The organism is Paenibacillus sp. GM1FR, assembly GCF_002803315.1.
Classification (GTDB): Bacteria; Bacillota; Bacilli; order Paenibacillales; family Paenibacillaceae; genus Paenibacillus; species Paenibacillus amylolyticus.
The window spans coordinates 221,759-243,605 of record NZ_MKZL01000054.1; the positions used below are offsets into that span (position 1 = coordinate 221,759).

Consider the following 21,847-nt stretch of genomic DNA (forward strand, 5'->3'; position numbering starts at 1 on the left):
TACAGAATAAAGAATGTATTCTATAAAGAACAGAGGTCTTCGCTATCGGAGGCCTCTGTTTTGTTATGTCAACGAACAGCTTGGGAGGCTTGGTATGAAACCGTTCTCTCTCCAACCTCGTAATGTACGAGACAGGAAACATAAGAGGGGGGTTCAAGATGAGTAAAAAAGCAAAGACAGGTATATGGGTGACGGTGTTGGTCTTCTTGGGCATCATAGTTGGATGTTTCATATGGTATTTCAATACCGCTTCAGGTGAACGTGCACTCAAAACAATGAGGTCCAATAACTCGGGTGGCCTGGAGAGGGTTGTTAAAGTGTACAGCAATAATGGTGAATTGATTCAGACCTATGATGGCAAGATTGACGTGGAAGATACGGAATACGGCAATAAAGTATTATTTGATCTCAATGGGAAACGTGTTGTGATCTATAATGCAACGATTGTTGTTGAAGAGAAGTAAAGCAAAATTAAGGAAATGATATAAGGGTCGGGTGAGATTTTTATGGTGGATATGTACCTCATAATCCTAGTTGCTATCTTGGGAATGATCCTGTTCTATAGCTTGATCGCTTATTTCTTGATTCGTTTCATTTCGAAAAAAGCATTCAAGCTGACGTTAACCAAATATGAAATGACGGAGATTATGACTTGGCTCGCCGTGTTGTTTATTACCTTCATGATGATTAAGACGGGTTCGATAAATCTTCTCTTGCCGGTTGTTTTACTTATCATTCCATTGATCAATTTGCGAAGGTCTAATCGGAAACATCGAGAGCTGAACTCGTAAGCTCTTGCTACGTTGGGGTAAGGTACAAGAAGGATGAACATAGGAAAGGTTGACGGAGATTACATCACTAGTCAACCTTTTCTAGTTGTATGATTATGAATGGTGAAAATGAACGGGAGGATTTCAATAATGATCTTCGGAAAATCAACGGATACTTCAGGTGTAACGCAGGTTGCCAATCTTTCGGATGAGTTGCAGTCTGTTTTTGATCAAGCAGAAAGCAAATATAAAATAGTTGATATTGAACTCTTCTTTGTTTTCAGGTGTCTTCCTGAAGAATATGAGAGGAAGTCGACGGTCAGACATGTGAAGAAGGAGAATGTCATCTATTTTGATCTGGTGGTCAGCGAGGATCGTTATAAGACATTAAGCAAAAGCAAACAACGGTATGTCTTAAGCCATGAGTTTTATGCTTTTTTAAGTGAAAAGATCCAGAAATACAATATTGAACATTTAAAAGTGAATGAGTTTATCGCAGATATGGGCATGTGGCTGAGGGAGATCGGATGGTTGCAGACTGAAGAAGAAGCAGAAATAAGTGAATTTGACGAAAAATATAACTAGCAAAATAAATTAAAACATAAACAACAAAAAGAAGCCCTCTTTCGAGAGCTTCTTTTTCATGGGAGAGGAGAAACCGGACGAAGAGCTTATGGGGAAACGTAAGTCTTCTCCGCGGTTGTCTACGACACTTGTGATGTCGATAATTATAGAATCGCCCGATTGTTTCCTTTTTATACATATGCGTCAACAATTCGTCAACAATTTTCCGAGGGAAATGAAGACCGCACATTTTTCAAACTGAACCCGAGTGTGGTACGATAGTCGTATCAATAAACTTACATAGAGAAAAGGTGACTCGTCAAGTGAGAGTGGTATCTGGGAGTGCAAAAGGCAGGCCGCTGAAGGCTGTTCCTGGCACGGGTACGCGGCCGACCACCGACAAGGTGAAGGAAGCGTTATTTAGCATGGTTGGTCCTTATTTTGAGGGCGGCACAGCATTGGATCTGTTTGCAGGCAGTGGAGGTCTCGGTATTGAGGCGCTGAGCCGCGGCATGGACAAGGCTGTTTTTGTTGATTTGGAATCGAAAAGTATTGACGTTATCCGCATGAATCTGAAGGCGACCAAGCTGGAAGACCAGGCGGCTGTATATCGTAATGATGCAGGTCGAGCATTGAAGGCACTCGCCAAGCGAGGCACAACGTTTGATCTGGTGTTTCTCGACCCCCCATATCGCATGAAGAACGGGCACGAGTTAATGCTGACCATGCACGAACTGGAACTTCTGGAACCCGAAGCAACCATCGTGCTTGAATATGAATCCAAACATGATTACCCTGAGCAATTCGGCCCGTTTGAACAAACGCGCAAGGCTTTGTATGGGGAGACGGCAGTATCCATCTATTATTATGCGCCAGAAGCAGTTGAAGATGGAGAATCCATTACACCGGAAGAGGAGGCTCCTCATGACTGAAATGATACACCGACAGGAACGAATTGCCGTATATCCTGGAAGTTTTGATCCCGTAACGATGGGGCATCTGGATATTATCGCCAGAGCGTCGAAGCAATTTGATCGCGTCATTGTGGCTGTGTTGAACAATATGAGCAAAAATCCGCTGTTTACGGTGGAGGAACGCAAGGAATTGATTACGGAAGTAACCCGCCATCTACCCAATGTGGAGGTGGATAGTTTCCGCGATCTGACAGCCAATTACGTCCGGCAAAAGGAAGCTCAGGTCATCGTTCGTGGTATACGCTCGGTAACTGATTTTGAATACGAGTTGCAATTGGCATCGACCAACAGCAAGTTGAACCCGGATGCGGAAACGATATTTATGATGACAAATCCGAAGTATTCCTATTTAAGTTCCAGCATCGTCAAAGAAATCGCTCATTATCATGGAGATGTTACAGATCTTGTCTCACCTGAAGTGGAAGCTGCGCTCCGTCAGAAAATCAGCGAGAAAACCGGCGGTTAAACCAGAAGGTAAGACCTGATAGACTAACCATGACTGCAAGAAGTAACGCAAGTCCCATGCATGCAGCAGGGAAGACGCTCCAAATGGTGTTGATCGTGTATGTGTTACCTGGACTATGTATGAGTAGCCAACCGAATGGTGCCGAGAGGTCCTGCTCTGCATTCGTCTGTAATGTGGTCCAGACTTCTGTGCTATAACGGGTGAACGGCATCCATAGGAACAGACTGATGAAAAAGGCGATTAATCCATGAGTCAGACGAACTCCAGCAAAGTACAACATCGATTTGCTGCCCGGACCAGTTGTTTTCAAGACAGCAGAGACTTGCAGATGGGAGCATAAACCACCCCATCCCAGAACGGCTGCAAGTAGAGACATGAGCAGCATGGGTGTTAATGAAGTCTGGCTCAAATGATAGGTGCCGAGGTGAAGCTCGAAGAAGGCTGGCCACAGCGCAGCAGAGGACCCGGGAGTCAGATAAAGGGAGACCAACCGGATAAATACGGCAAAACCGATCATGTATCCCCCAGTCATCATTAAGGTCTGCACAGCTTGGGATACGGTGTCACCGAGCAGTTTGCCAAATCCTCTTCCATCACGACTATGTGCTTCCCTCGCTGCAATCATCATATCAGACCATATACTGCGTCGTTTGTTCGTAGCGTGGTGGGGGGCAGATGAGCGACTTGTGGAACTTGCAGGACTTGCAGGCTGAGAATCAAGAGAGCTGTTATCTGCTTGCGCGGCTGTGGAGCCAACCCTGTCTTTCTGGTTACCCGGTGCAGGCAGGAGACGTGTGGCAAGAATGGCAGCAATCCAACCGCTGATCCAGTGGACCACGAGTAGAAAATATCCGGCCGCTGGCTGGTGGAGAAAAGCAGCACCGACGACCAGTATGATCATCATTGGATTGGCAAAATGAGATGCCGCCGCAAGGACAACCGCCTGCTTGGCGGTAATTTGTCTATCCTGAAATAAACGGGATACCGCATCTGCTCCTGCGGGGAATCCGCCGCACATGCCAACGGCAATCGCTAGACCTGCGTTGCCTGGGAGTCTAAACCAGCGTTGCATTAACGGTCCAAGCAAGGCGCCGATCGCGTGGGTGAAGCCATACGCAGTGAGCATTTGGGATAACATGAGGAACGGGAGCATGGCAGGGAAGATGATTTTCCACCATATATCCAGACCTTGAATAGAGGCATCAAACGCTTCTTTGGGGGAAGCAACTACTGCAATGACCAACATTAAAGCGCCGGTACTTAGAATTATCGTTCGTAACGGGCCAGAATCTCTAACCTCGCTCTGTAATGTCATCGTTTCACCTCATATCAGATAACGCCGATTCGGCATCTGAATCGTTATGGACGGCCGAATGACGCCCGAAGGGCGGTTCGGCCTTGACCGGACAGGCTATTGTATACAGCGGCCTATCCGGCCTGTACCATTGTATGCACAAGGACCAGAGTGTTAGACTTGAAAAAAATGATTAAACAAGATGGAATTACGATTGCTGATTAGTGTAGAGTTCAGCTTATATAGAGATACAAAGAACGGAGGCTCATGCGATGAATCGGATTCGGAAATCTGGCGGATTCAGAGCTTCGATCTTTGTGATCGTGGTGGCTCTGGTCGTCTATGTTGCCGTGTACATGCCAACGCCGTATATCATATATATGCCTGGCAGTGCAGATGAAGTAAAACCAATGGTAACCGTTAAGGGTGGAGACCAGGAAGAACACGGTGTGTTCATGATGACAACCGTGTCGGCAACATATGCCAATGTGTTTTTGCTAGGAACCTCTCTGTTCAATAAAAATGCTCAAGTGGATAAAAAGGAAGACCGACTGCGCGGCAAAAGCGAAGCGGAATACTCTGCCGAACAGGTGTGGTTCATGAGTGACTCACAATCCTCCGCAATGGAGGCTGCATATGAGCAGGCTGGTGTGACTTACTCTATTGTACCTGAACATATCTTTGTATTTGGACTGTCCGAAGATCCAAAACCGGAAGGAGACATTGCTCCGGGAGATATCATTCTGGGAGTGAACGGAACAGCTACGCCGGATAATACGGTGCTTTCTGCCCAGTTAAAAGATAAAAAGGTCGGAGATACGGTTGAAATGCAACTGGAACGTGGAGGAGAGACCATTAGCCGGGACGTGAAACTGATTCAGGTAAAAGACAATAAAACAGGTGAAATCCGCCCGGGACTTGGAGTAATGATTGGTACGGTTCAGAAGGTGAAAGCTGAAGAGCCGGACAAACAGATCTCCTTTACCGACACTCAGGTTGGTGGTCCGTCTGCCGGTTTGATGTTTACGTTGGAGATCTATAACCAGTTAACACCTGGAGATCTGACCAAGGGGCATCGAATTGCGGGTACAGGTACCATTACCAAGGACGGTGTGGTGGGTGCCATTGGTGGTGTAGTACACAAGATTGTAGCCGCTGATCGAAAAGAAGCGGAGATCTTCTTTGTACCGAAGGATAACTATAAGGAAGCAGCAGCCAAGGCTGAACAGATCGGCACCAAAATGAAACTTGTGCCTGTGAGCACGGTGGATGATGCGCTGGCTTATTTGAAAACCTTGTCCGTGAAATCATAGGATTTAAACGGGCGGGAAGAGATCGATTTGAGTTGAACCGGATGGATAAAGAACGGATGAAATCGGAATAATTGATTACAGTGGAATGAAATGTGATCAAGAGATTTGAGAAGATCAACAGAAGTTAATAAGGAAATCCCCTTGTTGCGAGGTGCCCTGAGCGGCGTGCAGCAAGGGGATTTTTTAATTGTATAGTTGAGTAACGAATAATGGATATCAATGATCTGTTTGATGATGGAATAAAAAGCTCTATAGAGATGAAGCTTATGGTCAAAAGCGGATTACAGTCTCACAGGCGACTCATAGTAGTCACTAAACATCTTGCGTGTGTCCTTATGCTCGCAAGCGAGCCCATACGCAACCTGAGCTTGTATATCCAGTTCCAGCTGATTGTGTGTGAACGTCGATGGTTTCAGCACAACAGGAAGCGATGCAGTCTTCTTCATTTGTTTAAGCAGGCTCTGCCCTTGAGCATTAAATCCGAGGACTCGGAGATATCCGGGTCCGGCAGCCAATTGCTCTGGTGAACACTCGGCTTTGGTGTGATTCAGGAGCAAGTGGGCGAGCATACGCTGGAGTTTGGTACGTGTGTATCGTTTGGTCTTCAGTGCATTCAGGAGTGTTTCGACTGAAGGCTCCGGGAGCTGAGCGAGTGCACGGCTCAGCCGGTGTTCCAGGCCTTCCGTGACTTCGGCGATGCGTTCCAGCTCGGAGGCACGGCGGGTGGCCACAAGGTGCAACAGCGGCTGTGCAAAGCGCTCCCAGTGTATGGGAGCGCGCCCTTCCTGCCATTCGCGATGCAGAATGGCAAGGGTTGTCGCCGGCACGTATGGCGCGGCGGCGTTGGGTCCGTCCGCGATTAGCAGGCGGCGGACGGCTGTGGCACTGGCGATCGCCCCCGGCCCGGGCGTCGCCTCATGATACGCGGCACCGGTACGCGCCGCCGTAAAGGGCTGGATCGCGCTGCCAAGTCTTTGCAGCGCGATAAGGTAGTGCAGCCCAAGCGAATTGTTGGGCTGCTCCAGCAGTGCAGCGGCGTCGTGAACATCGACGCCGCCAGGCGCCAGCGCTGCCGCCGCGCCTGCGTACGCGGCGGGGTAGCTGACGCCTTCCCGCAGGCGGCGCGCGATGTCCTCGCGCATCCCTGCGGGCTCCACAGCCAGCACGCGCGCAATGCGCTGGAGGCTGTCCAGGTCGCCGGACTCGCTGCCAAAGCAGAGCGAGTCCACAACGCCGGTGCGGTGCAGCAGCGATACCGCACCGAAGGCAAACCACTCTGCCGGTTGGACCGCGTAAGCCACCGGCAGTTCAAGCACCAGATCCGCTCCTGCGTGCAGCGCCATCTCGGTGCGTGCCCTTTTACCCACGATGGCGGGTTCGCCACGCTGGAGAAAAGGGCCGCTCATAACTGCGACAACGGCGTCTGCGCCGCTTAGCCGCCGAGCTTCCTGCAAATGATAGACATGCCCATTGTGCAAGGGGTTATATTCAACAATGACGCCTACGGCTTTCATGATTAGACGTACTCCTTTCGATTGGATAACCGAGTATGTATAACATCCATTCCATCATAGGGGATGTCATGTATTAGATCAAATCATGCACCAATTTAGACAAGAAAAAGGCACAATTCCACCATCAGCAGATGTCAGACTGTGCCTGTAAATCTATTGTATATTACACATTTTCGATAATCGGAGAACGGCTTCTTCATCTTAATAAATCAGCACGCTTAGACACTTTCCGGCGCGGGAGATAAACTTGCTTTTGGCCCAAAAAATTCATAATGAATGTTGTCCGCTGCAACACCTAGCGCCTGAAGTTCCGTATACACTGCCCGCATGAACGAAACCGGTCCGCACAGATAATAAGTGGAATCCAGTTCATCAATCACTTGACGAAGCCAGATCGCATCTATATAACCTTCCTTATGAAAATACTCATTTTCACGATCAGCATCCTCAGGTTGAGTATAACAATAATAAGCTTTAACGCCCTGATTACGTTTGGCCACACTGTTGACATGATCACGGAACGCGTGCGATTGACCATTGGGACTTGCATGCAAAAATGTAATGGTGCGATTTTCATTCAATTTAGCCAGCGTATTTAACATACTGATCATGGGCGTTAGACCGACACCACCACTCAGGAGAACAACAGGTCGTTTATCGTCTGCATTCAGCGTGAAGTCGCCAGCAGGAGCGGATAGCTTCACCAGACTGCCTTCTTCAATGTGATCGTGGAGATACGTGGATATAACTCCGTCAGGGCGCTCTAATACACCTCGCTCACGTTTAACGGAAATGCGATAGTAGGGTTTACCCGGGGTATCTGAAAGGCTATACTGACGAATCTGGGTAAATGACTGTGCCTCTGGTTTGATTTTGATACTGATGTATTGTCCCGGTTCATAACTGGCAATGGGCTGACCATCGTCTGGAACGAGGTAAAAGGACGTGATGACTTCACTTTCCTGCACTTTCTTGGCAACCTTGAAGGTACGAAATCCTTCCCAGCCACCCGTCTGGTTTTCCGCTTCTGTATACATGTCCTGTTCAATCCCGATAAAGGCGTCTGCAATGACATTATAGGCTTCGCCCCACGCCGTGATAATTTCATCCGTTGCCGCGTCTCCAAGTACATCTTTGATGGCTTGAAGCAGATAGGTGCCAACAATCACATATTGCTCGGGAACGATACCCAGGCTGCGATGTTTATGTGCAACTTGCCGGACGGCAGGCAGGATGGAGGACAGATTATCGATATGCAGGGCAGCGGTGTATACCATATTGGCGAGGGCGGCTTGCTGTCGTCCCTGTTTCTGATTTGCGTGATTGAAAATATTCAGTAGTTCCGGATGAGCTGTGAACATCGTTTCATAGAAATGGCGTGTGATAGCTTCCCCGTGGACTTCAAGTACGGGTACTGTAGATTTAATGACTCTAATTGTGTGCTCACTTAACATACATTTTCCCTCCCGATATGATATGAAATAGTTGGATAATAAATCGGTCATGGAGCTGATCGTGCTTCGGTTTATAGCAAGTATAGATAGGGGACAAGCGGGTCTATGTGAGATAGATCACACTAAACGTTAACGAAATGTGACCGGTGTTTGCAAGGAACTACAACTAAAATGACGACTTGTGATTTATCTTAAAGTGAGTCTATAATAGACCAGATGGAGTAAATGTCTGTGCGGTCAGTGTTTTTAAAAAGGGTGTAAAGTTAAAAGTGTTGACAAACGTCTTGAAAAATCGGTATAATGATTTTTGTTTGTTAAGTCAATTTCATAATACTTTTAACGAAGATTCGTCAGAATACATACAGTCAGGATTTATTGCTTTACAAAAGCAGGCTTGACCTGTATAACTGTCGTGATACGTTTGATACGAATTATGAAATTGGTTTCGTTTGGAGTGATGGAAATGTTAATGCCATTTCGCAAAGTGGCTACCAGTGATGGTCCCCTGAAGTTTAACGAACAGTGGGAGATCAAGGAACTGGTTTCTAACCGACAAGATATCACAGCCGTTACCCCGCTGACTGCGGACTTATCTGCAGAATTCAGAGAAGGTGACGTTGTGGATGTTCATGGCAAGCTGACTGTAGGAGTGGACATGTTGTGCTCCCGTTGTCTTAAGCCGATCAATGAACATTTTCATATTGATTTTCATGAGCAATTCAAGCAGGGAAAACAGCCAGAGGGATTACACGAAGACGATGATACGCTCTATGTGGATGGAGATAGCGTTGATCTGAAGGGTTATGCCGAGGAAGCTTTTCTGCTGGATCTTCCGTTTATACCGCTATGTAGCGATACATGCAAAGGGTTATGCCCCAAGTGTGGCCATGAGCTGAACGAAGGTGACTGCGGTTGTGATAACGAGGTTATTGATCCGCGGCTTGCAGGGCTCAAGGATTTTTTTAAATGAGCATGATTGAAAATCGAACATTTTAAGACTACCTGCAAAGGTTGATTTTGATAAGGAGGTGGGAATAATGGCAGTACCTCAACGGAGAACGTCCAAGACGCGTCGCGACAAACGTCGCACTCACTTTAAATTGGCTGTACCGGGCATGGTGAAATGTGAACAATGTGGCGAACTTAAACTTAGTCACCACGTGTGCAAAGTGTGCGGAACGTACAAAGCAAGAGAGATCATCTCTCAATAATAGTTGGACATTAAGTAGCACTTCATTTCGATGAGGTGCTACTTTTTTTGGATTAGAGAGTGTAAGTAGAGTGAGCTAACTAGCATGAAATCCTTGTACCAGAAGGGTGAATTGTTTTTGTTAGGCCAGTCTTTCTTTTTGACACGGGATGAGATATACTATAGTTTAGTACCAGGTTCTAAGATTTGACGTTACATATAGATGAACCGTAATCCGTTTGAGAACGACCCTGGTGACCAGGGATGCAACTATAGAAGCAACACGAAAGAATGGTTGAACTGGCCGGACGGGACGGTTCCGTAAACGATACAGCGGGGGGTGTCAGGCATCGAACGTGTACCGAAGAGACAGAGGCAACAGCAGTTAACCAGAATGATAGAAGAGAACCCGTTTGTGACGGATCAGGAACTTACACGCCAATTGAAGGTGAGTATTCAGACGATTCGTCTTGACAGGCTGGAACTTGGAATACCCGAACTTCGGGAGCGGATGAAACTGATGGCAGAGCTCTCGTATGATCAGGTACGCTCGTTGCCCTTGCATGAGATTATCGGTGATATTGTGGATCTGCAACTGGATAAGAGCGGGATTTCCCTGTTTGAGATTAAGGAAGAACACGTGTTTTCCAGAACAGGGATTGCACGCGGACACTATGTCTTTGCACAGGCCAACTCCTTGGCTGTAGCGATTATTAATGACGAGATCGCGTTGACTGCATCAGCAGACATTCGCTTTGTCCGTTCGGTTCATTTGGGAGAGAAATGTATTGCAAAGGCTTATGTGAGATCGATCCCGGGTCAAAAGGGCAAAGCCAAAGTGGAAGTATTCACTTATGTAGGTGAAGAAATGGTGTTTCAAGGCAACTTTGTAATCTACCATTCAGGTGGAGAAGACAGCGGAGAAGGAGGTCATTTGGAATGAAAATCGTCATTGATGCCATGGGAGGCGACAATGCACCTGCATCAACGGTAGAAGGTGCGATTGCCGCAGCCACGGAATGGGCGGATACACAGATCGTACTGATCGGCGATGAAGCCAAGCTGGAGCCTCTTTTGAGTCAGTCAGGTGTGAGACCTGCCAATCTTACGGTCCGGCATGCTTCCGAAGTTATTGGTTCGGATGATGAACCCGTCAAAGCAGTGCGTCGCAAAAAGGATGCCTCCATGGTGGTCGCAGGCCGCATGCTGAAAGAGGGCGAAGCGGACGCGATGATCTCGGCGGGCAATACTGGAGCGCTCATGACAGCGGGTTTGCTTGTTGTAGGTCGCATGGAAGGTATTGAACGTCCGGCGCTTGCGCCTATGATTCCAACGATTGATGATGTAGGTGTGCTTGCGCTGGATCTAGGAGCGAATATGGATGCCAAACCGGAGCACCTTGCACAATATGGCTTGATGGGCAGTTTGTATCGGCAAAAAGTACAGGGCATTGAGTCCCCACGAGTGGGCTTGCTCAATGTAGGAACAGAGCCAGGCAAAGGAAATGAGTTGACCAAACATGCATACCCTTTACTGGAACAACTCCCAATTCGTTTTGTCGGTAATGTTGAGGCACGTGATGTGCTGACTGGTGCTTGTGATGTGCTTGTATGTGACGGTTTTGCAGGGAATATCCTGCTGAAGTCGCTGGAAGGCACAGCAGGTGCCATTTTCGCCTTGCTTAAGGAACAATTTTCATCTTCTCTCAAAAGTAAACTGGCTGCAGCTGTACTAATGCCTGAGCTGCGTGGGTTGAAACGAAAGCTGGATTATACGGAGCATGGCGGAGCGCCACTCCTCGGTTTGAGCAGACTGGTTGTGAAAAGTCATGGATCTGCTGATGGCAATGCCATCAAAAATGCTGTGCGCCAAGCTCGGATTGCAGTGCAGAATCAGCTGGTAGAGAGCATATCTAAGGAAATTAGCGGGAAGTGAGTGAGGATATGAATAATTTGCGCCCAGTAGGGATTATTGGTACAGGGAAATATGTGCCTGAGAAAATTTTGACAAATAGCGATCTGGAGAAAATGGTCGATACCAATGACGAGTGGATCGTCAGTCGTACAGGAATCAAAGAGCGTCACATCGCTGCACCCGATCAGGCAACTTCTGATCTGGCATATGAAGCGGCTATTAAAGCCCTTGAATCTGCAGGCATGACAGGCAGTGATCTTGATCTGATTATTGTTGCAACCATCACTCCGGATTCTTCGTTCCCATCGACAGCCTGCATCTTGCAGGACAAATTGGGTGCAAAAGGTGCCGCGGCATTTGATCTGTCGGCTGCTTGTTCCGGATTTGTATACGGTTTGGCTAGTGCTACGAGCTTCATCCAAAGCGGTATGTACAACAATGCACTTGTGATTGGTGCGGACTGCTTGTCTCGTATTACGGATTATACAGACCGTAACACTTGTGTCCTCTTTGGTGATGGAGCAGGGGCGGTAGTTGTTGGTGAAGTTCCGGAAGGTCGCGGATTCAAAGCATTTGATCTCGGCGCAGAAGGTGCTGGCGGTAGTCTTCTTCAGATGGAAGGCGGCGGCTCCCGTCTGCCTGCTACTGCAGAGACTGTTGAAAATAAAAAACATTACATCAACATGAACGGTCGTGAAGTGTTTAAGTTTGCGGTACGTGTCATGGGGACGGCTACCATTGAGGTATTACGCAAGGCTGGTATGGAGCGTACGGATGTGGATCTGTTTGTTCCTCACCAAGCGAATATTCGGATTATCCAATCTGCGATGCAACGACTTGAACTTCCTGAAGAAAAGGTTGTAGTCAACGTGGATAAGTATGCAAACACATCTGCTGCTTCCATACCGCTTGCTCTGGTAGAAGCAGCGGAGGAAGGTCGCATGAAAGCCGGAGATACCGTTCTGATGGTTGGATTCGGTGGCGGTTTGACATGGGGTGCATCGGTACTCGTTTGGTAAAATAGACATCTGGGAGATGAATGAGATGGGTAAAATAGCATTTGTATTTCCCGGACAGGGATCACAGGCTGTAGGCATGGCCAAGGACGCGTATGAGTCCGTGCCTGCGGCAACTGAAATTTTTCGCACAGCAGATGAAACATTGGGTTTCTCGCTGAGTAACCTTGTCTTTGAAGGACCGGAGACCGAGTTGAAACAGACATCAAATACACAACCGGCTCTGTTGACAGCAAGTATTGCCTTGCTTGAAGCTTTCAAAGAAAAAGGAATTCAGCCTGACTATACGGCTGGACACAGTCTGGGAGAATACAGTGCCCTGGTGGCAGCGGGCGTTCTTTCGTTTGCTGACGCAGTGAGCACTGTGCGGGCACGTGGTCAGTATATGGAACAGGCAGTACCGGGTGGACAAGGAGCGATGGCTGCTGTGTTGGGTGCGGATCGGGAAGCGCTGGGGGTGCTTTGCCGTGACGTATCTGAAAATGGTCATGCGGTTGAACTTGCCAACATTAATTGTCCGGGACAAATCGTCATTTCTGGTGTGAAGGAAGGCGTAGCTGCAGTCGCGGAGCGTGTTAAAGAAGCAGGCGGTAAACGCGCCATTGCATTGGAAGTAAGTGGTCCGTTTCACTCTTCATTGATGAAGGGTGCAGCTGATAAGCTGGCAGAGAAACTGAAAACCGTTACGTTCTCACCGGCAGCGGTCCCTGTAGTCGCTAATGTGACTGCAAGACCTGCAGAGGATGGACAGGTTCAGGATTTGTTGACAGCTCAGGTCTATTCTCCTGTATTATGGGAAGACAGTGTGACATGGCTTATTGAGCAAGGCGTGGATACGTTCATCGAGATTGGATCTGGCAGTGTGTTGACTGGTTTGATTAAAAAAACAGATAAAACCGTAAAACTGTACAATGTGAACAGTCTTGAAACGCTCGAAGCAACGGCAAGTGAATTAGAAGGAATTATATGAGTTAAACTAAACTTTTTACACGAGAACGGAGAGGACAGAAAAAAACTGAAGAAGCGGAGCGTTCGCCTTTATCACCGGATTTTCCCTTTATAAAAGGGAATCAAAAAAATCTGGGGATAACAGCGATCGGAAGTTTATTCTGTCATCGGAGTGGCAAGTGTAAACATTCTTTGGTTGAACTGATATAGATTTGGGGAAAGGAGGAATGATTATGTCTAAACCATTAGAAGGTAAAAATGCACTCGTTACCGGGGCATCCCGGGGCATTGGGCGCAGTATTGCACTGGCACTTGCAGAAGCTGGAGCGAACGTAGCCGTGAATTATGCGGGTAGCCAAGCGGCAGCTGAGGAAGTAGCGGAAGCGATTCGTGCCAAAGGAGTCAAGGCGATTACACTTCAAGCCAATGTTGGCCTGATGGATGAAGCTGAACAAATGGTCAAAGCTACACTCGAAGCATGGGGCAACGTTGATATTCTGGTGAACAATGCTGGAATTACCCGTGATAATCTGATCATGCGTATGAAAGAGGAAGAATTCGATCAGGTTATTGAAACCAATCTCAAAGGTGTGTTTAACTGCCTTAAGGCGGTTACACGTCCAATGATGAAACAACGGTCGGGAAGAATTATCAATATCTCCTCGGTTGTAGGTGTGCTCGGTAATGCTGGACAAGCGAACTATGTTGCTGCCAAGGCAGGTGTCATTGGCCTGACAAAGGCATCTGCTCGTGAACTGGCTTCTCGTGGAATCACAGTTAACTGTGTTGCACCAGGATTCATTGAGACAGATATGACAAAAGAGTTGTCCCAGGAGCTGGTGGACGGTATGCTAAGTGGTATTCCGTTGTCCCGTTTGGGTCAGCCGGATGAAATCGCCGGTGTAGTCACTTTCCTGGCTTCACAGGCTTCATCTTATATGACAGGGCAGACGCTACATGTCGATGGTGGCATGTACATGTAATTCTTCCCGGACTTGAACAATAGTCGGGGAACAGGCGCTGGACGATCCGAAATGCCGGAAAAAGGCCGGGTTCCCCGGCCGGGAGCCGCATATGTCTTCTATGGCATTTTGCCTGCGATTCTCGTATAATACCAAAGAAGGAGGTGAACCGGATGTCCGATGTATTGGAGCGTGTAAAACGCATCGTCGTCGACCGCTTGGGCGCAGACGAAGCTGAAGTTACACTTGAAGCATCTTTCAAAGAAGATTTGGGTGCTGATTCTTTGGATGTAGTGGAATTGGTCATGGAATTGGAAGATGAATTTGATTTGGAAATCTCTGATGAAGATGCAGAAAAAATCACGACCGTAGGTGAAGTTGTAAACTACATACAATCTCATACCTAAAGTCATTTTTAGTCCCGCACATGTTTTCGAACAGGCGGGACTTCTCATCATTCATTGGTTTTTCTCATTCCGCAAGCAGCTCTACTCAAACAGGCCTATCTTGGTTGAGTAGATGTCTGTTTGCGGATATTCCCACAAAATACTTGCGTAATGCAGTCGATATAGAGGTGACTCGGTTTGAAACAAAGAGTAGTAATTACCGGAATGGGCGTAATGACATCGCTCGGAAAAGATTTGGAAACGTTCTGGGGCAGTTTAATGGCAGGAAAGTCCGGAATTTCTCAGATTGAGGCGTTTGATGTTAGTGAATACACGACACAGATTGCAGCCGAGATCAAGGATTTCAACCCGGAAGAATATATGGATCGCAAGGATGCTCGCAAAATGGACCGTTTTGTACAGTTCGCTGTGGCAGCCGGCTTCAAAGCCGTTGAAGACAGTGGTCTGAAAATTAACGAGAATATTGATGCAGAGCGTTTCGGTGTATCCATCGGATCAGGTATTGGTGGATTGGGTACGTGGGAGGACCAACATAATGCATTGTTGCAAAAAGGTCCAAAACGGGTAAGCCCATTCTTTATTCCCATGATGATCTCCAACATGGCTTCAGGCCAAATGTCCATTTCTCTTGGTGCCAAAGGTCCTAACATTAACGTTGTTACCGCTTGTGCAACAGGTACACACTCCATCGGAGATTCCTTCAAGCTGATTGCCAATGGTGATGCAGATGCCATGATCTGTGGTGGTGCGGAAGCAACAATCAGACCAACGGGTCTTGCAGGGTTCTGTGCGATGCGCGCAATGTCTACACGTAATGATGATCCTGCGAAGTCAAGCCGTCCTTTTGATACAGAACGTGATGGTTTTGTTATGGGCGAAGGCGCTGGTGTTATGATTCTGGAATCCCTGGAGCATGCTCAAAAACGTGGTGCACGCATTTATGGTGAAGTGATCGGTTACGGTCTGACAGGTGATGCACATCACATGACAGAACCAGATCCGGACGGAGCAGCACGTTGCATGAAGATGGCACTTCGTAATGCGGGCATTGAGCCTGAAGAAGTGGACTACATTAATGCACACGGAACTTCGACGCCTGTAGGCGACAGATCCGAAACGCTTGCGATCAAAAAGGCGTTTGGTGATCATGCGTACAAGCTCGCTGTGAGTTCCACTAAATCCATGACGGGCCACATGCTTGGTGCTGCTGGTGGTGTAGAAGCGGTTATCTGCGGATTGTCACTGACACATCAGACACTGGCTCCAACGATCAATCTGGAAAATCAGGACCCGGAATGTGATCTGGATTATGTACCAAATGTTCCACGTCAAACCAAAGTTAATATTGCCATGTCCAATTCATTTGGATTCGGCGGTCACAATGCCACCATTATTCTCAAAAAATTTGAAGCATAAGGGGCTAGTTCGTTTGAGTGAAGATCTGAAGCAGTTACAACATAAACTTCAAATCAAATTTGACAACAGGCAGCTTTTAAAACAAGCGTTTACCCATGCTTCTTATGTAAACGAACACCGGTTCAGTCAGCATCAGGACAACGAGCGTCTGGAATTTCTGGGCGATGCCGTGCTGGAACTGACTGTATCGGAGTACTTGTATCATTTGTATCCTAACCGTCCGGAAGGTGAATTAACTAAGCTGCGGGCATCCATTGTCTGTGAGCCTTCCCTCGTCAAATTTGCTGAAGTGTTGGGTTTTGGGCAGTATGTACTTCTTGGTAAAGGTGAGGAACTAACTGGAGGACGGACACGGCCGGCTCTGCTGGCAGATGTGTTTGAATCTTTCATTGGTGCATTGTATCTGGATCAGGGGCTTGCGCCTGTTCGGACATTTCTTGATCAGCATGTCTTCCCATTAATCGTATTGGGCAGCAAGCTGCAAATGAGTGATTACAAAACGGAACTGCAGGAACTTACTCAGCATCACAATATGGGAGCTTTGGAATACCGTATCGTTGAGGAACGGGGACCTGCCCATGAACGTGAGTTTGTCTCGGAGGTCCATATGGGTCAAGAAAGGCTTGGCAGAGGTACAGGACGTTCCAAAAAGGAAGCGGAACAACAGGCTGCATCTGCAGCACTTGATCGACTGAAGCTTCCGGAAGCCGGAGCTTAACCGATAGCGCATAGACAAACGAAGAGCAAAGAGCAGCCCGCGGGTCCGCCCCGGCGGAAGTAATCGGCCGGACTGCTTTTTGCTCTTTTTTTTGTAAAGAGGTTCAGGAGAAGGTTACCTGATCGTTAACTAAATAAGTGAACTTTATTTTAGTTCAATTTATTTAGGCGCTTGAATGCAATACTTGAAATTTGCAAGAGGAGGTGACGAGAAACCCTATGTTTTTAAAACGGATTGAATTGGGTGGATTCAAGTCATTCGCCGACAAAACGGAGATGGAGTTCGTTCGTGGCATTACGGCTGTTGTAGGTCCGAACGGAAGTGGAAAGAGTAATATATCGGACGGAATTCGCTGGGTTCTGGGTGAACAAAGTGCCAAGTCGCTGCGTGGTGGTAAGATGGAAGATATCATCTTTGCAGGCAGTGACGCACGGAAGGCCGTTAATTTCGGTGAGGTGTCGCTAACGCTTGATAACGAGGATCACGCACTTGCATTGGATTTCGGTGAGGTGACGGTGACTCGTCGTGTACATCGCAGCGGAGATAGTGAATATTTTATCAACAAACAATCTTGTCGTTTGAAGGATATCACGGAGTTGTTTATGGATACCGGCATCGGTAAGGAAGCCTACTCGATTATTGGACAGGGGCGAATCGAAGAGATTCTGAGTACCCGTTCAGAGGATCGCAGAGGTATCTTTGAAGAAGCTTCAGGTATCGTTAAATATAAATCCCGCAAGCGGGATGCGACGCGCAAACTGGATGAGACAGAGCAAAATTTGCTGCGTATTCATGATCTGGTGACTGAACTGGAAGATCAGATTGGACCGCTAAAGGAACAATCGGAGAAAGCGATCCACTATAAGGAACTTCGTTCTCAGCTCAAATCGCAGGAAATTTCCATGTATGTGTACCAGATCGAACAGATTCATGCGTCCTGGAGTAAGGCGAACGAGCGCCTGCAATCGCTAAAACAGGAAGAGGTTGGACTGGCGGCGATTGTCTCTACGCATGATGCCAAGCTGGAAAATGATCGGAATGCGCTGCGTATCCTGGAAACAGAGACAGAGCAACTGCAAGCCGCTTTATTGCAATTCAGTGAAGCGACAGAGAAAAGTGAAGGGCTTGGAGAATTGCTCAAGGAGCGCTCCCACCATCTGCAAACAAATCAGGAGCAGCTCAAAGTAACGCTTGCCGCCAGTGAAGAGAGACATCGCGAACGGGAAACCGAGCTGCTTGCACTGCGTGAGAAGTTTGGCAAACTTGAGCATGAACTGAATGATGTGAGAAATCAGTTGTCCCAGGAAGAAGCCAAACTCATCGGTGTTACAGGTGGCATTAGTCAACAGCAAGAGGAAAGCCTCAAAGGAAATTTGCTGGAACTGATGAATCAGATGGCTCAGACACGCAATGAAATTCGTTATGTGGATCAGCAGAAAGAAACGCTGGAGCGCAGAATGAATCGCGCGGCTGAAGAATCAGGCAAATGGGAAGATCAAAAAGAGACACTGGAAAGTCGTAAAGCGGACATTGAGAAAAAAGTTGTTCGTTTGGGCAAAGAAATCAGTGATCTACGTGGTGGATACATTACGGAAAGTGAACGACTCCAGTCGCTGCAGAAGCTGCTCGAAGAAAGTCGGGGTACGGTCCGTAAATGGGAACAGAAGCGTGAAGCTCAAGTTTCCCGCCGCGATACGATGAAAGAGATGCAGGATGATTTTGACGGATTCATGCTGGGTGTCAAGGAGGTCCTCAAGGCTTCACGCAAAGGTACGCTGAGCGGTATTCATGGAGCTGTGGCTGAACTCGTCAAAGTTCCCGAGAAGATTGAACTTGCGGTAGAAACAGCAATGGGAGCATCCTTGCAGCATGTAGTCATGGAAAATGAATCAGTTTCCAGACAGGCAATCGCTTTCCTGAAGCAACGCCAGTTGGGGCGTGCAACGTTCCTGCCTCTGGATGTCATTCGTCCTCGTGCCATTGGAGCAGCTGAACGTTCCATGATCGAAGGTATGGAGGGTTTTGTGGGGATCGGTGCTGATCTTGTACAATTCGAATCCAAGTACGCTTCAATCATTGGCAGTCTGTTAGGTAATGTTATTATTGCCGAAACGTTGGAGGTCGCCAATAAAATTGCGGCTCGCTGCCAGTATCGTTTCCGGGTTGTGACACTTGAAGGTGACGTGGTCAATGCGGGTGGTTCCATGACAGGTGGTAGCCAGCACAAGAAAAATGTGAGTCTGCTCAGCCGGAAACGGCAGCTGGACCAGCTCGACCAGGATATTTTGGATACGGAAAATCAAATCGTGAAACTGCATCGCAGTGTGGATGATGTAAAAGTCCAACTGGAGCAGTGTCAGGACAAACTGGATGAACTTCGTCAGTCCGGTGATGATACCCGAAATGCAGAACAGCAGGCTTCGATGGAAATGAAACAGGTAGAGCATGAGCTTCGCCATGTGCTTGAACAGGTTGCCGTTGCCGGGCAGGAGAAGAGCGGCTTTACCGAAGAGATCAAAGAGCTGGATACAGCTCGCATCGTCGCTGTGAAGAAGCTGGAGCAGCTTGAAGAGGAAGAAAAAGCGACTCATCGTGCCATTCATGCAGCTGAGTTTGCTCGGAAAGCCAATGAATCGGCGAAGGAAGAATTGCAGAGCCAACTCACCGAATTGAAAGTGCGCGAAGGCAAGCTTGATCAGGAGCGATTCTCTAATGGAGAACAATTGCGACGTCTGGAGCGGGAAGTAGAGTCGCTGGTGAAAGATCTTCGTCAGAATCGCACGTTGCTGGCTTCGATGGAAGCAGATCTCAAGAAAACACAGACCGAGAGTGTTAAGCAGATTGAAGATCTGAACCAGTACAAACTGAAAAAAGCGGAAGCTTCCCAGGAGCTGGACTTCAAACGTGCTGCCCGAAGTGAGTTGTCGAAAAAGCTTGAGCTTGCAGAGAGCGAAACGAAGGAACAGCGCACGCAGTTAAAAGCTGTGGAAGAGCAGATGCGACAGACGGAAATTTCCGTGAACCGGCTGGATGTTGAGCTGGAAAATATACTGCGAAAACTGACGGATGAATACGAACTGGGCTATGAACTGGCCAAAGAGCGTTATCCTGTACCGGAAGACGTGGAGCATACACAGGCAGAGGTACAGAAGCTGAAGCGCAGTATATCCGCCCTGGGTGATGTGAACCTGGGAGCGATTGAGGAGTTCCAGCGAGTCAATGAGCGATACGAATTCCTGAGTGAACAGAAGAATGACCTGGTGGAAGCTAAAACAACGTTGTATCAGGTTATTCGGGAAATGGAAGACGAGATGGCGAAGCGATTCAAGATTACGTTTGATGCCATCCGCCGTGAGTTCGGTACCGTGTTTAGCAAGCTGTTTGGCGGGGGACGTGCTGACCTTGTTCTGATGGACCCGGAGCGCTTGCTTGAAACGGGAATAGATATCGTGGCTCAGCCACCAGGCAAGAAACTGCAAAACCTGCAACTGTTATCCGGTGGGGAACGGGCTTTGACGGCGATGGCTTTATTATTTGCTATTCTGCATGTCAAACCGGTACCATTCTGCGTGCTGGATGAAGTTGAGGCAGCGCTGGACGAAGCTAACGTGGTACGTTTTGCCCAGTACTTGCGTGAATTCTCCGAACAGACACAGTTTATCGTTGTTACCCATCGTAAAGGTACGATGGAAGAGGCAGATGTGCTGTACGGTGTTACAATGGAAGAGGGCGGTGTATCCAAGCTCGTTTCGGTTAAACTGGAAGATGAGGAAGCAGTAATTGCCTGATCTGATCCAAACCTGCGAGACAAACGAACTCATTGTAATCATTGAAAATCATTCAGATTGAGCATTTTTGCAAAACCGCTTAGATTATGTACACGATGGAGGGGCTTTATGAGTTTTTTTAAAAAGCTTAGAGACAGCATTGCAAGCAAAACGGAGTCGGTCACCAAACAGTTTAAGGATGGATTGGAAAAGACACGTAAAGGGTTAGTGGAAAAAGTGTCGGATCTCGTAATCCGTCGCAAAAAAATCGATGAAGAGTTCTATGAAGAACTGGAAGAGATTTTGATCGGAGCAGACGTTGGTGTGAATACAGTCATGAATCTGATCGAAGACCTGCGCGTTGAGGTGAAAAAACGCAAAATTGAGGATGCGGCTGAGCTGCAGCCTGTATTGTCCGAGAAACTGACGGGTCTTCTTCGCGGTGAACAGAATAACGAATTGAAAATGAACCCGGATGGCATTACCGTCATTTTGTTTGTTGGTGTTAACGGTGTTGGTAAAACAACAACGATTGGCAAGCTGGCACATCGATTTAAACAACAAGGTAAAAAAGTCATCATGGCAGCTGGAGATACGTTCCGTGCCGGAGCCATTGAACAGCTGGAAGTATGGGGGCAACGTGCCGGTGTCGATGTGATCAAACAGCAATCTGGTTCTGATCCAGCAGCGGTTATGTATGATGCGGTACAGGCAGCGAAACAACGGGGTGCGGATGTTCTGCTCTGTGATACAGCAGGTCGTCTGCAAAATAAATCTAACCTGATGGACGAGCTTAACAAGATCTATCGTGTCATTCAGCGTGAAATTCCGGATGCTCCGCATGAAGTACTGATGGTACTGGATGCAACAACAGGTCAAAATGCTTTAAACCAGGCTAAACTTTTCGGTGAGAAAAGCGGTGTAACTGGCCTCGTACTGACGAAACTGGATGGAACAGCCAAAGGGGGGATCGTTGTTGCGATCCGTCAGGAGCTGGACTTGCCTGTGAAGCTCGTAGGACTGGGTGAGAAAATTGATGATCTGCAGCCGTTTGATTCGGAGCAATTTGTGCATGCCTTGTTCGCCGGATTGATCCAGGAACAGCCAGCGGAAAGTGCTGAAGAAGAGGAAGCTAATTCCTAGAATCATTAATAATAGAAT

At 47.7% G+C, this 21,847-nt stretch carries 21 protein-coding genes; 18 read left to right on the plus strand and 3 right to left on the minus strand.

Annotated elements, in window-relative coordinates:
* Positions 1-158 precede the first annotated feature (158 nt).
* The 5 genes from PAEAM_RS25175 (at position 159) to coaD (ending at position 2,774) form a co-directional block, all read left to right on the plus strand.
* Positions 159-464: a hypothetical protein gene (locus tag PAEAM_RS25175; protein ID WP_017689244.1), complete on the plus strand. Its 306-nt coding sequence runs from the start codon at positions 159-161 to the stop codon at positions 462-464.
* 84 nt (positions 465-548) lie between these two features.
* Positions 549-791, plus strand: coding sequence for a hypothetical protein (locus PAEAM_RS31970; protein WP_165790054.1), 243 nt, complete (start codon positions 549-551; stop codon positions 789-791).
* Positions 792-920: 129 nt separating this feature from the next.
* On the plus strand, positions 921-1,355 hold the full coding sequence (locus PAEAM_RS25185) for a hypothetical protein (RefSeq protein WP_100529374.1): 435 nt from the start codon (positions 921-923) through the stop codon (positions 1,353-1,355).
* Positions 1,356-1,657: 302 nt separating this feature from the next.
* Positions 1,658-2,266 (plus strand): 16S rRNA (guanine(966)-N(2))-methyltransferase RsmD, encoded by a 609-nt coding sequence (gene rsmD / locus PAEAM_RS25195; protein ID WP_100529376.1) that lies wholly within the window; start codon positions 1,658-1,660, stop codon positions 2,264-2,266.
* A gap of 1 nt (position 2,267) precedes the next feature.
* Entirely contained in the window at positions 2,268-2,774 is a 507-nt protein-coding gene (coaD, locus tag PAEAM_RS25200) for a pantetheine-phosphate adenylyltransferase (RefSeq protein WP_085981453.1), read from the plus strand.
* Here coaD and PAEAM_RS25205 read toward each other — a convergent pair.
* Positions 2,752-4,089 (minus strand): nucleoside recognition domain-containing protein, encoded by a 1,338-nt coding sequence (locus PAEAM_RS25205; protein ID WP_100529377.1) that lies wholly within the window; start codon positions 4,087-4,089, stop codon positions 2,752-2,754. The genes coaD and PAEAM_RS25205 overlap by 23 nt on opposite strands.
* 251 nt (positions 4,090-4,340) lie before the next feature.
* Here PAEAM_RS25205 and PAEAM_RS25210 point away from each other — a divergent pair, with 251 nt between their 5' ends.
* Positions 4,341-5,381, plus strand: coding sequence for a SepM family pheromone-processing serine protease (locus PAEAM_RS25210; RefSeq protein ID WP_100529378.1), 1,041 nt, complete (start codon positions 4,341-4,343; stop codon positions 5,379-5,381).
* 281 nt (positions 5,382-5,662) lie between these two features.
* Here the strand turns inward: PAEAM_RS25210 and PAEAM_RS25215 are convergent, their stop codons facing one another.
* Positions 5,663-6,895: a nucleotidyltransferase gene (locus PAEAM_RS25215; RefSeq protein ID WP_100529379.1), complete on the minus strand. Its 1,233-nt coding sequence runs from the start codon at positions 6,893-6,895 to the stop codon at positions 5,663-5,665.
* 218 nt (positions 6,896-7,113) lie between these two features.
* Positions 7,114-8,349, minus strand: coding sequence for an NO-inducible flavohemoprotein (gene hmpA, locus PAEAM_RS25220; protein WP_100529380.1), 1,236 nt, complete (start codon positions 8,347-8,349; stop codon positions 7,114-7,116).
* Between the two features lie 463 nt (positions 8,350-8,812).
* Between hmpA and PAEAM_RS25225 the strand changes: the two genes are divergently transcribed.
* The 12 genes from PAEAM_RS25225 (at position 8,813) to ftsY (ending at position 21,829) form a co-directional block, all read left to right on the plus strand.
* On the plus strand, positions 8,813-9,319 hold the full coding sequence (locus PAEAM_RS25225; RefSeq protein WP_036609465.1) for a YceD family protein: 507 nt from the start codon (positions 8,813-8,815) through the stop codon (positions 9,317-9,319).
* 67 nt (positions 9,320-9,386) lie between these two features.
* Entirely contained in the window at positions 9,387-9,560 is a 174-nt protein-coding gene (gene rpmF, locus PAEAM_RS25230) for a 50S ribosomal protein L32 (RefSeq protein ID WP_017689233.1), read from the plus strand.
* 372 nt (positions 9,561-9,932) lie between these two features.
* Positions 9,933-10,481 carry a transcription factor FapR gene (gene fapR, locus PAEAM_RS25235; protein ID WP_047842457.1) on the plus strand — a complete coding sequence of 183 codons (549 nt, stop codon included), beginning with the start codon at positions 9,933-9,935 and terminating at the stop codon, positions 10,479-10,481.
* A complete protein-coding gene (plsX, locus tag PAEAM_RS25240) occupies positions 10,478-11,473 on the plus strand; it encodes a phosphate acyltransferase PlsX (protein WP_017689231.1) in 996 nt (331 codons plus the stop codon). The genes fapR and plsX overlap by 4 nt, the downstream gene beginning before the upstream one ends.
* Positions 11,474-11,481: 8 nt before the next feature.
* On the plus strand, positions 11,482-12,471 hold the full coding sequence (locus PAEAM_RS25245) for a beta-ketoacyl-ACP synthase III (protein WP_036610885.1): 990 nt from the start codon (positions 11,482-11,484) through the stop codon (positions 12,469-12,471).
* A gap of 25 nt (positions 12,472-12,496) precedes the next feature.
* Positions 12,497-13,438, plus strand: a complete 942-nt coding sequence (gene fabD / locus PAEAM_RS25250) for an ACP S-malonyltransferase (RefSeq protein ID WP_100529381.1) — start codon at positions 12,497-12,499, stop codon at positions 13,436-13,438.
* Positions 13,439-13,649: 211 nt separating this feature from the next.
* Entirely contained in the window at positions 13,650-14,399 is a 750-nt protein-coding gene (gene fabG / locus PAEAM_RS25255) for a 3-oxoacyl-[acyl-carrier-protein] reductase (protein WP_017689228.1), read from the plus strand.
* A 152-nt stretch (positions 14,400-14,551) separates the two neighbouring features.
* Positions 14,552-14,785, plus strand: a complete 234-nt coding sequence (gene acpP, locus PAEAM_RS25260) for an acyl carrier protein (protein WP_024630176.1) — start codon at positions 14,552-14,554, stop codon at positions 14,783-14,785.
* 177 nt (positions 14,786-14,962) lie between these two features.
* Positions 14,963-16,201: a beta-ketoacyl-ACP synthase II gene (gene fabF, locus PAEAM_RS25265; protein ID WP_036609459.1), complete on the plus strand. Its 1,239-nt coding sequence runs from the start codon at positions 14,963-14,965 to the stop codon at positions 16,199-16,201.
* A gap of 13 nt (positions 16,202-16,214) precedes the next feature.
* Positions 16,215-16,919: a ribonuclease III gene (rnc, locus tag PAEAM_RS25270; protein WP_036609458.1), complete on the plus strand. Its 705-nt coding sequence runs from the start codon at positions 16,215-16,217 to the stop codon at positions 16,917-16,919.
* A gap of 218 nt (positions 16,920-17,137) precedes the next feature.
* Positions 17,138-20,707, plus strand: a complete 3,570-nt coding sequence (smc, locus tag PAEAM_RS25275) for a chromosome segregation protein SMC (RefSeq protein WP_100529382.1) — start codon at positions 17,138-17,140, stop codon at positions 20,705-20,707.
* Between the two features lie 108 nt (positions 20,708-20,815).
* The gene (gene ftsY / locus PAEAM_RS25280; protein ID WP_036609455.1) at positions 20,816-21,829 is read left to right on the plus strand and encodes a signal recognition particle-docking protein FtsY; all 1,014 of its coding nucleotides are present in this window, start codon (positions 20,816-20,818) and stop codon (positions 21,827-21,829) included.
* The last annotated feature ends 18 nt before the right edge of the window (positions 21,830-21,847 follow it).

Bases quoted from the DNA above. Each gene is read 5' to 3' on its own strand.
- PAEAM_RS25175 (WP_017689244.1), top strand. From the start codon at position 159: ATGAGTAAAAAAGCAAAGACAGGTATATGGGTGACGGTGTTGGTCTTC.
- PAEAM_RS31970 (WP_165790054.1), top strand. From the start codon at position 549: ATGATCCTGTTCTATAGCTTGATCGCTTATTTCTTGATTCGTTTCATT.
- PAEAM_RS25185 (WP_100529374.1), top strand. From the start codon at position 921: ATGATCTTCGGAAAATCAACGGATACTTCAGGTGTAACGCAGGTTGCC.
- coaD (WP_085981453.1), top strand. From the start codon at position 2,268: ATGATACACCGACAGGAACGAATTGCCGTATATCCTGGAAGTTTTGAT.
- PAEAM_RS25205 (WP_100529377.1), bottom strand. From the start codon at position 4,089: ATGACATTACAGAGCGAGGTTAGAGATTCTGGCCCGTTACGAACGATA.
- PAEAM_RS25210 (WP_100529378.1), top strand. From the start codon at position 4,341: ATGAATCGGATTCGGAAATCTGGCGGATTCAGAGCTTCGATCTTTGTG.
- PAEAM_RS25215 (WP_100529379.1), bottom strand. From the start codon at position 6,895: ATGAAAGCCGTAGGCGTCATTGTTGAATATAACCCCTTGCACAATGGG.
- hmpA (WP_100529380.1), bottom strand. From the start codon at position 8,349: ATGTTAAGTGAGCACACAATTAGAGTCATTAAATCTACAGTACCCGTA.
- PAEAM_RS25225 (WP_036609465.1), top strand. From the start codon at position 8,813: ATGTTAATGCCATTTCGCAAAGTGGCTACCAGTGATGGTCCCCTGAAG.
- rpmF (WP_017689233.1), top strand. From the start codon at position 9,387: ATGGCAGTACCTCAACGGAGAACGTCCAAGACGCGTCGCGACAAACGT.
- fapR (WP_047842457.1), top strand. From the start codon at position 9,933: ATGATAGAAGAGAACCCGTTTGTGACGGATCAGGAACTTACACGCCAA.
- plsX (WP_017689231.1), top strand. From the start codon at position 10,478: ATGAAAATCGTCATTGATGCCATGGGAGGCGACAATGCACCTGCATCA.
- PAEAM_RS25245 (WP_036610885.1), top strand. From the start codon at position 11,482: ATGAATAATTTGCGCCCAGTAGGGATTATTGGTACAGGGAAATATGTG.
- fabD (WP_100529381.1), top strand. From the start codon at position 12,497: ATGGGTAAAATAGCATTTGTATTTCCCGGACAGGGATCACAGGCTGTA.
- fabG (WP_017689228.1), top strand. From the start codon at position 13,650: ATGTCTAAACCATTAGAAGGTAAAAATGCACTCGTTACCGGGGCATCC.
- acpP (WP_024630176.1), top strand. From the start codon at position 14,552: ATGTCCGATGTATTGGAGCGTGTAAAACGCATCGTCGTCGACCGCTTG.
- smc (WP_100529382.1), top strand. From the start codon at position 17,138: ATGTTTTTAAAACGGATTGAATTGGGTGGATTCAAGTCATTCGCCGAC.
- ftsY (WP_036609455.1), top strand. From the start codon at position 20,816: ATGAGTTTTTTTAAAAAGCTTAGAGACAGCATTGCAAGCAAAACGGAG.